The sequence below is a fragment of the Bradyrhizobium sp. JHI2711 genome, assembly GCF_056156565.1.
This window is the reverse complement of sequence record NZ_JBPZPT010000001.1, coordinates 2,533,383-2,546,086: the sequence shown is the minus strand read 5'-3', so window position 1 is coordinate 2,546,086 and position 12,704 is coordinate 2,533,383. Positions and strand designations below refer to the sequence as shown.

The window sequence follows — 12,704 nt, the reverse complement described above, 5'->3', positions numbered from 1 at the left end:
CCCGCCCCGCTTAGCGGGCCGGGCGAAAGTCTGGGAGGAGCGAAGCTGACGCATTCGCGCGGACTTCCATCGGCGAAGCCGCCAGTTCGATCACGGCGAGGACATTCGCCGAAAATCTGAGCCGAGTTGAAGCACAAGATCAGCGTAGCTCAATTATGCCGTGGTATGCGACCGTATAGCCTGAGAGTTAGAATCTACACCAAGGTTTGTCGCTCATGAGCACGTCGGCACGATTACGACAGCAGCGAGGGGGCATGCCGGGCGGTCGCCGCAGGACAGCAAACTCGGTGCGCTTTCCTGCCTGGAGCCTTATGTTCGATCAGGGCGACGTAAGCCCGGCTCCATGGATCTCGCAAGCTTATCCAATGCATAAGCGGTTGCTAAATTTGAACCTTGCTTAAGGCAGTCCTTGGTCGACCGGTTCCACCCGATAGTCGGGTTTCGGCTTGGGCGCTGAGGAGCACCCTATCGGCACCGCGGCATCATCAAGCTCGTGACACCCTCCGCATGGTCCGCTCATAGATCTCAAACAGAGGTTTCTGGACCTGATTACGGAGTGTCGCCGATGCCTATGGCCGCTCCAAGGCCAATGGGAGGGCATGCTGCACGCCGCATACACGTATGTAGGATCGCGTGAAGCGGTCACGCGTCAGGAACGAGCATCATTTACGATGCGGATCCCCATAGGTTGTTGAAATCCAATTGCGCCAGAACTGGTCGTGGCGATCCACGTCCAGCGCCTTGCTGTTGGTGCTGAACGTACCCGGGACTGGCAGTGCCTCGCATTCGCGTGCAGTGAGTAGGACCGGCTGCGGCCGGATGTCTCAGAGCGTATGGGGCGGGGCTCAAGGAGTGGGTGCTTCGCCGCACCCGCGCGGCGGCAATCGTCCGTCCTCATCGGTCGGCGGACACGAGAGGCGTCCGTTTCGCGCGATATCACTGCGCAACTGACAGACCTGCGAGGTTTACATTGTGGTGCCGGAACCAGAGCTCAGCTAGGCTCCGCCATGCTGTTTGCGCCGGTGGTCGAGGAAGCGATCACGTTGCGCAGAAGCCATTTTGGGGGGGGGGGCGGCAGCCTACGTGCCCGCGAGCACCCCCATTTTCTTTCGACAGAATGAGCATGAGGTCCACTTCCTGCTGTCAAACGGCCGCGTCAATACGGCCCGTCCGTCTCGGCGCTGTGTCACGGATTGCCGGCCTTGGCGGACGACAACGCGACCGAGCTCCGTTCGGCCTCAGCTTCTTGCTCCAATTGCAGAATATGCGCTCTTAGCGCATCGGAAGTCGCTGCCGCTGTCTCGCTGAACAGCGGATCTCCATCATTGGTGAGGGCGGAAGCGATTTCGGTCCAATCCTTAGCCGAGAGAGCCTTCAGAGCGGCGGGAAAGAAATCTCGTTCTTCCCACATCATGTGGTGCCGCTCGCGTACTATAAAGTCGCGTATGATATTGCCGACGTCTTGCCGAAAGAGGTCACGATCCGCGAGGATAGCGTCAATAGCTCGCGCGAAGTGGTGCAAACGGTCGACGACTTCCTGGTGTTCAAGCGCGAGATCGCCGACGATTGCAGCTGCCTCCGGATCGCGAGACTTGAGCTTGAAAAAAATCAAGTCTTCCTGTGGATGATGGTACACCTCGGGGTAAACCTCGAAATAGCTGATAATCGCGCGAATGACCTCATAATCGGGCCGGATCCCCTTCTCAAAAATCTCCAATTCGCGTTGAAGAGCGACCAGAAGAAGATCAATGTTGCGATGCTCTCGAAGCAGAAGATCGATGATCATTGCGGTGTTCCTGGAGGCACAATCTAGGCTGGAAGCGATTTCTGCCATTTGCAAGACTGCCCAAGCCGAATTCGGTGTCCTTCGCGGGGCTGCGATTTGTCCGCGCCATTCGACGCAAAAAGTAGCGCGCTTCAATTTGAGCTGGCGTAAATCAACTTAGCTGAAGTGTTGCACAAAGCTCCTGGGCAGTCCGTCGTTACGCAGCACGACCGCACAGCGCACGAAACCACCTGATAGAGGTATTGGGCTGCCTGGTCTTCGCGGTAGATCTCGCTATTGGGAGTGAGACGCTTCGGTCTCGGAATTATGCCAAATGGTTCACGACGATGAGGTCGCCCACGCAAGACGCTGGTCGGATGGCGTCTCGTCTCGCTAGAACTGGCGGCCTGGGCGTGCATGGCGGACCCTATCTTACCAACGTCGATTCGACGCAGATTGGCTGCTCCTGACGAATTGGAAATTTGGATGTTTTCCCTAGGTAGAAGCCCCTAAGTATTTACACGTAAGTCCATGAGCGGGGCGTGTATGGGGCGACGCGGTCACTTGGTTGCTCAAACATGCTCAAATCGGATTACGAAGCTGCATGCTGGCTTCGTCGGCCGCGCACTGCCGTACCCCTGAAGAGCTCCAGCCAGCCGAAACGTTGTCGTCCATCGCCACTTTCGGCTCGCCGCAGGAAGTCTTGTTCGGCGCCTTGACTTTGATCCTCGTCAGCATCGGTCGGCCGCGGAGGTGACGGGGCCGATGTTGACGGCATCCTGATCGATGTACGCTGGCGTGGTGACGTGCTTGATGATCATGCGATAAGTACGCATGTGGACCGAGTTGGGGTCTAGCCCGGATCATAGGTCTCGGCTCGCGTGACATATTGACCTGGCGCAACGGCCGGCCTGGGTGTGTTGCATCGGCAGGCGTCACCGAAAACATGATCGGCTCGGTGCGCGCGAAACCTGCCGTTCGTCAGCTTGATGCATGAATAAGCCATTCACGCTATTTTGCGCTGCTGCTAGAGTCCCGCGGTAATGGCGATCCGCATCAACTCGGACATGCTGCGGACATTAGTCTTGGCCATCAGGTTCGCACGGTAAACCTCGACTGTCCGCGGACTGATGCCGAGATCATGGGCTATCACTTTGTTAATCTTGCCGGCTAATAGTCCCTGCAGGACGTCGCGTTCGCGGGACGAGAGATCCGCGAGGCGGGCTTCCGCCTGCAGTTTCGCTGCGTCGGCTGGCTTTGTTGGCCGCGCTTCCAAAGCACTATTGATCGCACGCAATAGCACCTCCTCCTCGAACGGCTTCTCGATGAAGTCGACCGCACCCGCTTTCATCGCTTCCACTGCGAGCGATACGTCGCCATGACCAGTTATTAAGAGGACGGGGCAGTCGGCGCGATCGGCTTTCACTTTTCTGACGAGTTCGAGACCGCTCATAGCCGGCAGACAGATGTCTGACACAATGCAGTCAACCGGACCGCTTGCGACGTCATTGAGAAACGCGGTCGCCGTCTCATAGGTTGCTACGTAGAAACCATTAACATCAAGCAGAAACGCGAGCGAGTCCCGCATAGCGGCGTCATCGTCGATCACGAGAATGCGCCGCCCAGTCATGTGTCTTCACTAAGCTCCGCAATCGCGCGGTGAACTGAAAGATCCTGTCGCCGCCCGGATTCCTCGTGGCTCGATGATCGTCCAGCAGATCGATAGCCCCACACCCATGCCATGCGTGTTAGACGTGACAATGGGCTGGAACCGGCCGTCGCTGATGCAGAGCAGGGTAGCGAAGCTCCCCCAGTCCGCGGCCGCGGCGAAAGCGGGAAAAACGACCGGAAGGTAGATGATCGTGCCCGTGCGGTCCTGAAGATGCGGACTAACGCCCGTCGCAGCACGAGAGCCAACGCGGCGTCTGCCGCGCCAGGCCCATAGCCGTACCTGATGTGGTCCGACATGTTTCTGGCAGGCCCTCTCATTGATCAACTCTAAATTGTTTACCACGAGAGGCCACCCCGAGGCAGTCCCGGCCTCAACTCACGCCAATCTATTGCGCAGGATGGTCGCCGCTATCCGGGCCAGATGCGCCAGTGCGTCGGCTGCACGGCGACGCGTTCTCCGGTCTTTGCCTTAATCCAGCCGTCGAAGATCCGGCGGCAAGGAAAGACCACCCGGTGAATGGTGTTACCCTCGATCACGGCAATCTCCAGATCCCGATCAAAGGGCGGCGCAGTTTCGAGCCGCTCCCAGGTCAGGTCGCCACTAGATCCTGGACGGAGTTCATCGCTGCGGGCTGACAAATTCAGGCAACCTTCTGAACACTACGGACGAGATCGCTTGGTGTGCCGCGCGAACAGGCTCAACTCGGTATAACCTAGGCGGCGCGTGCTCTCGATGGGGTCGGCCGCGGCCGGGATTTTATCGGCCGTGGCGCCGTTGAACCTATCGTGCCGGGACATGATCCGCTCGCTAACCGAAATATTAGGATTGGCGCTGCGAAACAACTCCCGGGCTTCGGTCGAATCGATCTGAATCAGCTCAAGCCCGCGGCGGTTGGTATTCATCGCTGTTCTGCAGAAGTTAAACTGGACTGCGCTGCGACGATCTGGCCGGCGCCGCGACAAATGTCGCCGTAGTCTGTCATGCCGAAACATCCTCCGTTGGTGAAAATCTCCTTGTCCCACGACGTCAGCGCGGGGCGTTGGGTTGTGATGACGTCAGCCGCGCCCTTACGAGCGGAGCGGCATCCCCAATCGAGAACGGGAAGGCGCGGGAATTTTCTTGACACCATTCGGATGGGCCTAGTTGCGCTCGGCGCTGATCATCGCGCCCGTCCGCAGGTCGATGAAGTGGACGCCATCGCACGCAGCGCAGGTTATTCTGTGCAGGTCATCGGCACGCGGTTCGGGTGCGTCCGGCAGCAGTCCTTGAACTCGGTCGCCGGTATCTGGACATGAAAAGATGATGGGGCGCCAAGTCTTTCTGTCTGCCATGTGTGTGACCTTGGACTGGAAGCTCACTTCTATCAGTAGGCAGTCGCCGCAGAATTGATACAGGTCAAAAAGAGCTGATGCGCGTCCAAAACGGCCAAGCTCGAGCGGCTGCTGCGAGCCCGACAGGCCCGCGTTGGCAGGCGACATGTCTCAACTCGGGCGATCCGCCAGGGTCCCGCGTTGGTCTGCAACACGCCAGCGTGTAGCCGAGTTGATTTGAGGCGCATCCCTCGCGATGGGCCACGACAGCATCTGTCCTCAATGCTGCGATAGCCAGCAAGCAGATAGTCAATTGATCGCTCGCTTCGCATTGTCGGCAGCCTTGCCGGCGCTGATCCCAGATAATCTTTGGCGCTGAAGTCCGGAATCTTGGCCTTATCAAACGTTGGCTGCGACAAGCCTGATCATCGGCTTTGCTGTCGGGGCGGCAGGGCGGACCGTCAGAAGGTCGGGGCGGTTCGCCTCATTGGCCCGCGATCACGTGCGCGTAGTCTCGCCGTCGATAGTCCTGGCCGCCGGCACGCCTCAGAAATGCCTCTGCCCGGTCATTGGCGCAATGACCTGGTGTTTGCGGCAATGCCTCGTGAGACCACCAAATATCGCGTGTAAGGTTCGCGGCGTCTCGAGCCTCCATATTGCCAGCGGTTGAGTATGGGAGTTCAAGGTGCAAAATTGTAACGCTCCCCCGAGATCGCGATCGATAGAGATCAATAGCCGGCATCTCGGGCGTGACGGCGCATGCTGCTCTCGATCCTCTCTTCGAGACATTCCCCAATTCATCGTCACCCCAATTTGTTGGTCGAGGGCTTGAGCAGACCAGAAGACGCTGTCCCTCGGCTCAAACAGAGTGCGATCTGCAAAGCTAGACAGATAGAGATAGCGCGGCTTGCGGGACAACAGGAGCGCGCGGGCCGCGCTGCCAAAGTCTCGACTTTATCTCGACGGAGCAGCGGACAACCAAACCTCTTGGGGGTGCTGCTTGAGGCAGATCAAATACTCTTGAGGCGCCAATGGCAGGATGGTGGATAAGCAAACCCACAAGAAGAGGGGGCCATGCCTTCATTTAACGTTCGGTTCATTAAGACCGTTTGTGACGATACCGGTCACGAACATCGTGCCTGTCAGGCAGCGTTTAAGATCGATGCCGCCTCGCTAAGTGCTGCTGCACAGCAGGCGGAGACCGATTTCTGCAAGCAAAAGAGTGTCCGCGATTGGACAGTCTTCGCCGATGTGATCGAGCTTCGAACCCCGCCTGCATTGCCGCCGGCATAGGCTGGTTAGCTTGAGTTTGGCGAGAAGTCTGCGAATTGAGTTGTGGGGTCAATCTGTAATCTAAGCGTGATCCCGGACAGGGTCGTGTCGACCGTCGATTCGAGAGAACAACTGGTGATGCTTTCGTCAATTCGGCGGGCACCCTGTTGTCTCACCACACCTAAGCGGACCTCGCTGGACGGTTTGCCGCCTGCCGTTCAATGGGGTCTGCAGCGCTCCGCCAAGCATCGTACCGGCAGGGCCATCCGGATCGAAGGACCTGCTCCCACAAGTCGGTCTTGTTTGATCCAATGTCAAAAACAAGTCTGCCTCCGGCAGCTATGGCTGTTTCGAAGGGTTAGGCTTGGTTGTCCAATCTGCACACATATCCTTGACGGTTTAGACATCTCCTCAGCCGGTTACGCGCGGGCCTGTCCCAGACATCCGAACCGGCTTAGTTGAGCTCGCAGGACATCGATGCGATCGCACGTGACCTTAGTCTGTCCGTATCCGCCTTTCGAACCATGGCGCAAAGACCGGGCTCTCCTGAACTCTTGAGCAAGCGCCTCGCACTTGGCGGTGTTTCCGAGAATGCGCTTGCTGCCGCAATCGAGACTGCGATCTGCAACGCGTGTGTGGCCTGTGTCAGACCAAAGTCCGCTGCGCCGCCGACCTCGAGAGCCAACACCATGCAAGTCCGCTCAAAGACTGCCCGAACGAACAGACCCGGCGCGATCGGTCGTGAGATATCCTCCGGCTGCTCTTTCGCGATCATCTCGCTCAATCAGTTCCTCACCGAAGATCTTGACTCCTGAGCATGCCCGCATTCAAAGAAGGCCGATACAGGACAAGCCCATCGCCGCCTCGAAGTCCACGACATAGTGAAGCAGCCCTTATGTCTATATTCGCTGTTTCTGCCTACGTCTTCTTCTTTGCCGCAGCGATGGGACACGATCCGGCGTTTACGTTCTGCGTATTGCTGGCTTTCGTCGCCAGCCTGGCCGCCGCCGCCGTCGTCGTCCTCAATCGCCGCTATGAACCGCCGGCGCGACTACCCCCGGCGGAGATCAAAGTTCGGCCGAACTACAACTCGGTCCGATCAGATTCGCCTCAGCGACGGCGAGGTGGCCGCTGGATAAGGGAAATCAGTCTCAAAGGGCAAGGCGTGTTGCATCCAGACGCTCAACACAAAAGAGTGCGCTCCACCTGCTCGGGCGTATATTCGTGACAAGGGCGGCAATATTCTTAAAAACGCGGATGGTCATTATCGTGTCGATCTGACGAAGCCCCGATAAGTGGATACGTTAGCGACAATAAGGCGTGAGAAGCCTCCTGTGTTCTCGGCGATGCGGAGCACCTGAAGGAGAAGCGGGATTGCGCCATGCACCCTCAAGTGCGGCAACATCCGGAGAAAACTCGCGTAGAGTTCTTAATCGCGACTGTTGCTTCGATGTCACCAAATGTATGAACCCGCGATCTACGCTCGTGCCTGACGAGGGACGACATGTTTGATGTTTATTTGAACGGAAGGCGCGATCTTTTGGTCGTTCCGCGAGGCATTGCGATCCCCGCGGGGTTGGACGGCAATTGGAAGCGAAAGAAGCGGGCGGTGCGTTTAGTGAGCGATGCCATTCGCCAAGATGTCCAACGGCGCGGTTACCACCGACGTAGTTTGACCTCAAATCGGTCGGAGACGGCAGTTGAGACCTCGTCACAAACGTAGCCAAGGCGGCTATCTCCGCTGACCCTTTCTTCGAAACACTATGGGCAGAAAGCATGACCGAACTTATACGCTGGCGCGAGTTCCGATGAGTGCCTCTTTTTTACGGTCGTCGCTCCGAAAAAAATGTGTTACAGGCGCTCCTCTCAGAAGGAGCATTCATCGTGAAAAAAGCAACCAAGAAACGCGTTAAGCGGCGCGAGTGGACGAAGGCAGATATCAAAGAGCTCAAAGTCCATTCGAAGGCTCGGACCCCGGTCATAAAAATAGCAAAAATGACCAAACGCAGCGAAGGTGCGCTACGCCAGAAGGCCTTAAATCTCGGAATCGGACTCGGACATCAGCGGTAATTGTGAGCAACGCTGGCTAGTGGCCGGTAGGGCGGCTCGCGGGCCGCCCTCTTTGGCCATACAGACTTTGTCGCACATTAGCGTGGCCGACCCGCGCTGAGAGAAGTTTTCAGGCACGTACTGGATGCCTTCAATGTCGCGGAACGTGCTCCAGCGCTTTGATCAAGTTTCTTGGAAGGCGGTTTCGACAGCCGCTTGCGATGTATGATCGCGAGTGAAGAGATAGTCTTAGCCATAGCCCTGTCTCGAAGATAAAACCCCAAGACACTCGGCCCCGGAACGCATGCGATGGTGCCACTACGCCCAGTCCTTGGCGCGTTAGTTCGAGAAGCTGACCAGTCTCAGAGGAACTCCTGTAGGGGCCGAATCTAGCATCCGTTCGGCCAGCAGCTTCTTCAGCTTCGGCGAGGCAGTCTTGGCCGCGCTGGGCCGAACACATCGGCTGATCGCTTTAGCGAAATGGAAACAACTCGCGAATGGGGCATCCTCGAAGCTCGTGCCAGACTAAAGTTTGGGCGTAAGCGAACCTCGCCGAGCCTGTTGGCTAGCTCGAGCTCCGAGGCAATATGGCGCGCTCAACAGCAATTGAAAAAGCGCTCTGTTAGCTTGATAGGTGGCGGCGCGGCGGTTACATCCTGAACCCGTCATCACCTGAGCGCCCTCGGCGTTGTGAACGGACCACAACCACCTGATCGTGTCCCTGAGCGTGGTGTAACTGGCGGTGGGACACCGCGTTCGCCGGCAAGAGCCGGACTGGTCAGCTGGCGATGGCCGGGAGGCTGACGGTTGGATCATTACTCAACGGCGCGATGGTTTCCAGCGTCATGTAACGGGCGCGCTGGACGGCCCATTCATCGTTCTGTTCGAGCAGGATCGCGCCGATGAGGCGGACGATGGCCTCCTCATTGGGGAAGATGCCGACGACCTCGGTCCGGCGCTTGATCTCGCCGTTGAGGCGCTCGATCGGGTTGGTCGAGTGCAGCTTGGTGCGGTGCTGCGGCGGGAACGTCATGTAGGCCAGCACATCGGTCTCGGCCTCGTCGAGGAAGCCGGCGAGCTTGGGTAGCTTGGGGCGGAGCTGATCGGCGACCTTCCGCCATTGCGCTCGTGCGGCCTCGGCATCATCCTGGGCAAACGCAGTGGCGATGAAGGCGGAGACGACACGCCGTCCGCTTTTGCCGGCATGGGCCAGCGCGTTGCGCATGAAGTGCACGCGGCAGCGCTGCCAGGTGGCGTTGAGCACCTTGGCGACAGTCGCCTTGATGCCCTCGTGGGCGTCGGAGACGACCAGCTTGACGCCGCGCAGGCCGCGGCGGGCGAGCTTGCGCAGGAACGCCGTCCAGAATGTCTCGGCCTCCGAGGGACCAATGTCCATGCCGAGAACTTCGCGCCGGCCGTCGCTGTTGACGCCGACCGCGACGATCACCGCGACCGACACGATGCGCCCCTGCTGGCGCACCTTCACGTAGGTGGCGTCGATCCACAGATACGGCCAATCGCCCTCGATCGGGCGAGCGAGGAACGCCTTCACCTTGTCATCGATCTCCGCGCACAGCCGCGAGACCTGGCTCTTGGAGATGCCGCTCATGCCCATCGCCTGCACCAGATCGTCGACCGAGCGGGTCGAGACGCCCTGCACATAAGCTTCCTGCACCACGGCGGTGAGCGCCTTCTCGGCCATCCGGCGCGGCTCCAGAAAGCCGGGGAAGTAGGAGCCCTTGCGCAGCTTGGGAATGCGCAGCTCGACCGTGCCGGCGCGGGTCTCCCAGGTCCGGTCGCGGTAGCCGTTGCGCTGCGCCAGACGCTCGGGGCTCTTCTCGCCGTAGGCGGCCCCGGTCTGGCCTTCCACTTCCAGCTCCATCAGGCGCTGGGCAGCAAAGCCGATCATCTCGCGCAGCAGATCCGCATCAGGGGTCTTCTCCACGAGCGTGCGGAGGTTCATCATCTCATCGGTCATCGGTGGTTCCTCGAATCAGGTTGGTGTCAGCAACCCGACCCTACCGGCGAACTGCCGGTGACCACCGCAAAGCCGCCCGCCCGCTACGGCGCTATGGGAGGGCGCGCGTGCGGACGGCTTTGCTCTACCGAGCTACACCATCACTGGGGACACGACCCAACCACCTTCGACCGCGCTGCTTCAAAACATATTCGAAGGATGGGAGACTCATGTTAGCGAGCTCCATTTCTGACAGTCGTGCGTTTGATCTTCTGAACGCCAGAGCGGGCCCTTTCCAGGCGAAGCCTCACTGTAGCAGCCTTGGCAATGAACTCGCTTGATCGGTCAACGCCGCTTTCATCAAAAGCGAGCTCAACCAGGGCTGCCTGTCGTGGCTCCAAAGTCGGAGATGCTTGCGCGTTTTGGCCGTCAGCGACATCTGCCCGATCCGGGCATCGTCTGCGGAGGACTTATGCCGCAGCAAACCGTTTTTCTCTAGCAGCTTTGAGTGGGTTGTCACGAAGGAGGGGTCGACGAGCATCAATCGTGACACCAGGTTGACCGGTACACGCATTTCTTTGCCCAAATAGTTCACAGCCATCAGGATCGTCCACCGTGGCCGAGTGATGCCCAGCACATTTAATTTGGCAAGTTCTTCGACGCACGAATCGATCTGATCTCCCACATAAATGACCGGACAAGCTCGTCTCCGTCAGTAGAGATGCGGCCAAGCGCGCTTGCTGGATCAGGTAGATCCGGAGGCATCTTAAGTCAGGTTCCATCGTTTACAAGTCTCCTTGCGCCGATTAAGGGAGGGGCAACTCTCCAAGAGCAGGAAAATCAATTACTTGGTATAACTCGGAAGGATAGGCTGGCGAACAACAGGCTGGCCGGACTATGGAGTGTCTTGGCGGACCAAGGGCAGCATTCACGCTTGCGTCGGCAGCGATGCGCGCTGACAAGATTGCTGCACCTTGCCACGTGAGATGTCCGCGACATGGTCTGCTTCTTTGCCGAGCTCGCCGAGCCGTCCGCTCTTTTGCCGAACTTCTTTGGTGTATGCCGAGCATCAGCGAGGTTGCATGTCGCATTTACGTCTTCAATACCTCAGCAACAGGGAGCTGTGATTATACGTAATAACCTTCCCATGTGCCTTGGCGGTCTTCGGCAAACGTCTGTATAGTTCGTTCCAACCTTCCCATATCCGCAATCAATCTTCGTGTAGTTGAGCTGGCTCGTGACTTCGTTTCAACTGTCGAGTAATCGAGGACGCGATTGCGGTGTCTTTCTGTATCCAGCCGATCGATCGAACTGAACGGTTCTCAAGTCATGAGTGGCAGACAAAATTCTGGTCGTTTTAGCGCTTTGCGGCTGGCTTTCTGTCGATCAATCGAGCGAGCGCCGACAGGGTTCGCTTTTCAAGGACGAGGCGTCTGAACGATGAGCGGATGTTTTGGCCGTTCGCCTGCGGTGTGCTTTCTCCTCGGTCTTCCACGATCCGGGACGACACTCCTGGCGCATTTGCTGCAGCACCATCCAGACATTGTGGCTCCGCCTGAACCCTGGTTGATGCTGGCGGTTGAAGCATTTGGCAGGGTGGATCAGCGCCATCCGGCGGGTGGCTCGCTGATTGAGGCCGCGACCTCTGAATTCTTGGGTCGGATAGATAGCACGATCCCTAGCCGCGCTTTTGCCGATGCAGCCTATGATCAGTATCTGGCACAAGCGGGCAAGCGCATCATCCTAGACAAGACACCACGCTATTGGACGGCGCTTGAGTTTCTTGAATCTGTCTATCCAGAGGCGCCACACATCCTTCTGATGCGCAATCCCTATGCCATCGCGGCTTCACTGAAATCGACGTGGGGGGTCCCACTGCGGGCAGAAAGCTCGCATCCGGTCAGCGTCTCCAGTCTCGTCGATCTCATGCTCCGTCTGCCCGACGGCATCATAACGTCACTCGCCGATTTGGTTCTGGGCCTTCCCAAGCTCGCCGCCCACCGCACTCGCCCGCGCACACAGTTCGTGCAATACGAACTGTTCGTGGCGCATCCGGACGAGGAAATCCGGCGTCTGTTGAGGGGCCTCGGCTGTGATCCAGCGGCCGTCGCATCGGCGGGGATGAGACAAGCAGATTATCTTCGATCGAGTAGCTTCGGAGACCGAAAAATCTTGGAACGAAACGCCGTCGACCAAAGCTCTGTCAAGGCATGGCAATCTCAATTGAGCGTCGAAGAGATGCAAACCGTGACCGATCTGGTCGGCGCCGAGCTTCTGCTAGAACTCGGATATGAGCAGGAACTGGTACATGCACAGCAAGCCGGAGTCCTGGATAGGGGAGGGGAGGTAACTGAACCTTATCGTCAGGTATTCCGAACCTGGTGGGATTTGCGAAGCTCCAAGGCGGGAGCATTATCCGGCCCACCTCACGCTGGAGAGCCGGTCCACACGATGGCTGCCCAGTTGCAACAGACGCTGTTGGCGTCAGAAGCTGATCGAGCTGCGGGGCTGGATGGCATTCGCAACAGCGAAGCGGCTATCGAGATGCTGCGAGGCGAAGTCGCGCGGCTTGAGCGGATCCTCAATATCCGCTAACGGATCTGAATGCTTGCGAATAAAACACGCTGGCTGATTTAGCCATTATCCTTAACCCGCACGAGCTGATCTCCCGATCAGGTG

General features: G+C 58.4%; 12 protein-coding genes. 4 read left to right on the top strand and 8 right to left on the bottom strand.

From position 1 onward, the window contains the following. Positions 1–1,186: 1,186 nt before the first annotated feature. From ACTEK7_RS11910 to ACTEK7_RS11890, 5 genes are all read right to left on the bottom strand, one after another. Positions 1,187–1,786, bottom strand: a complete 600-nt coding sequence (locus ACTEK7_RS11910) for a hemerythrin domain-containing protein (protein WP_225130916.1) — start codon at positions 1,784–1,786, stop codon at positions 1,187–1,189. Positions 1,787–2,792: 1,006 nt separating this feature from the next. Beyond that, complete coding sequence (gene fixJ / locus ACTEK7_RS11905; RefSeq protein WP_225130913.1) at positions 2,793–3,395, bottom strand: response regulator FixJ; 603 nt, start codon at positions 3,393–3,395, stop codon at positions 2,793–2,795. A 449-nt stretch (positions 3,396–3,844) separates the two neighbouring features. Then, positions 3,845–3,973 carry a hypothetical protein gene (locus tag ACTEK7_RS11900; RefSeq protein ID WP_275945328.1) on the bottom strand — a complete coding sequence of 43 codons (129 nt, stop codon included), beginning with the start codon at positions 3,971–3,973 and terminating at the stop codon, positions 3,845–3,847. Between the two features lie 123 nt (positions 3,974–4,096). Further along, positions 4,097–4,339 (bottom strand): hypothetical protein, encoded by a 243-nt coding sequence (locus ACTEK7_RS11895; RefSeq protein ID WP_225130911.1) that lies wholly within the window; start codon positions 4,337–4,339, stop codon positions 4,097–4,099. Positions 4,340–4,576: 237 nt separating this feature from the next. Continuing rightward, positions 4,577–4,915 (bottom strand): hypothetical protein, encoded by a 339-nt coding sequence (locus ACTEK7_RS11890; protein WP_225130909.1) that lies wholly within the window; start codon positions 4,913–4,915, stop codon positions 4,577–4,579. Between the two features lie 906 nt (positions 4,916–5,821). On the opposite strand from ACTEK7_RS11890, the gene ACTEK7_RS11885 reads away from it, so the two are divergent. After that, positions 5,822–6,040: a hypothetical protein gene (locus tag ACTEK7_RS11885; RefSeq protein WP_225130907.1), complete on the top strand. Its 219-nt coding sequence runs from the start codon at positions 5,822–5,824 to the stop codon at positions 6,038–6,040. A 433-nt stretch (positions 6,041–6,473) separates the two neighbouring features. On the opposite strand, the gene ACTEK7_RS11880 is transcribed toward ACTEK7_RS11885, so the two are convergent. Then, positions 6,474–6,803, bottom strand: coding sequence for a hypothetical protein (locus tag ACTEK7_RS11880; protein ID WP_225130906.1), 330 nt, complete (start codon positions 6,801–6,803; stop codon positions 6,474–6,476). Between the two features lie 111 nt (positions 6,804–6,914). Between ACTEK7_RS11880 and ACTEK7_RS11875 the strand changes: the two genes are divergently transcribed. Beyond that, entirely contained in the window at positions 6,915–7,247 is a 333-nt protein-coding gene (locus tag ACTEK7_RS11875; RefSeq protein ID WP_225130904.1) for a hypothetical protein, read from the top strand. Between the two features lie 656 nt (positions 7,248–7,903). Then, on the top strand, positions 7,904–8,089 hold the full coding sequence (locus ACTEK7_RS11870; protein ID WP_225130902.1) for a hypothetical protein: 186 nt from the start codon (positions 7,904–7,906) through the stop codon (positions 8,087–8,089). Between the two features lie 757 nt (positions 8,090–8,846). On the opposite strand, the gene ACTEK7_RS11865 is transcribed toward ACTEK7_RS11870, so the two are convergent. Together ACTEK7_RS11865 and ACTEK7_RS11860 are read right to left on the bottom strand one after the other, a co-directional pair. Continuing rightward, complete coding sequence (locus ACTEK7_RS11865) at positions 8,847–10,046, bottom strand: IS256 family transposase (protein ID WP_225130900.1); 1,200 nt, start codon at positions 10,044–10,046, stop codon at positions 8,847–8,849. Between the two features lie 286 nt (positions 10,047–10,332). Continuing rightward, entirely contained in the window at positions 10,333–10,710 is a 378-nt protein-coding gene (locus ACTEK7_RS11860; RefSeq protein ID WP_225152236.1) for a MarR family transcriptional regulator, read from the bottom strand. A gap of 755 nt (positions 10,711–11,465) precedes the next feature. Between ACTEK7_RS11860 and noeE the strand changes: the two genes are divergently transcribed. Beyond that, a complete protein-coding gene (gene noeE / locus ACTEK7_RS11855; RefSeq protein WP_225130896.1) occupies positions 11,466–12,620 on the top strand; it encodes a nodulation protein NoeE in 1,155 nt (384 codons plus the stop codon). The last annotated feature ends 84 nt before the right edge of the window (positions 12,621–12,704 follow it).

Excerpts from the sequence above, each read along its gene's own strand:
- ACTEK7_RS11910 (WP_225130916.1), bottom strand. The coding sequence starts at position 1,786 with ATGATCATCGATCTTCTGCTTCGAGAGCATCGCAACATTGATCTTCTT.
- noeE (WP_225130896.1), top strand. The coding sequence starts at position 11,466 with ATGAGCGGATGTTTTGGCCGTTCGCCTGCGGTGTGCTTTCTCCTCGGT.
- ACTEK7_RS11890 (WP_225130909.1), bottom strand. The coding sequence starts at position 4,915 with ATGTCGCCTGCCAACGCGGGCCTGTCGGGCTCGCAGCAGCCGCTCGAG.
- ACTEK7_RS11875 (WP_225130904.1), top strand. The coding sequence starts at position 6,915 with ATGTCTATATTCGCTGTTTCTGCCTACGTCTTCTTCTTTGCCGCAGCG.
- ACTEK7_RS11865 (WP_225130900.1), bottom strand. The coding sequence starts at position 10,046 with ATGACCGATGAGATGATGAACCTCCGCACGCTCGTGGAGAAGACCCCT.
- ACTEK7_RS11885 (WP_225130907.1), top strand. The coding sequence starts at position 5,822 with ATGCCTTCATTTAACGTTCGGTTCATTAAGACCGTTTGTGACGATACC.
- ACTEK7_RS11895 (WP_225130911.1), bottom strand. The coding sequence starts at position 4,339 with ATGAATACCAACCGCCGCGGGCTTGAGCTGATTCAGATCGATTCGACC.
- fixJ (WP_225130913.1), bottom strand. The coding sequence starts at position 3,395 with ATGACTGGGCGGCGCATTCTCGTGATCGACGATGACGCCGCTATGCGG.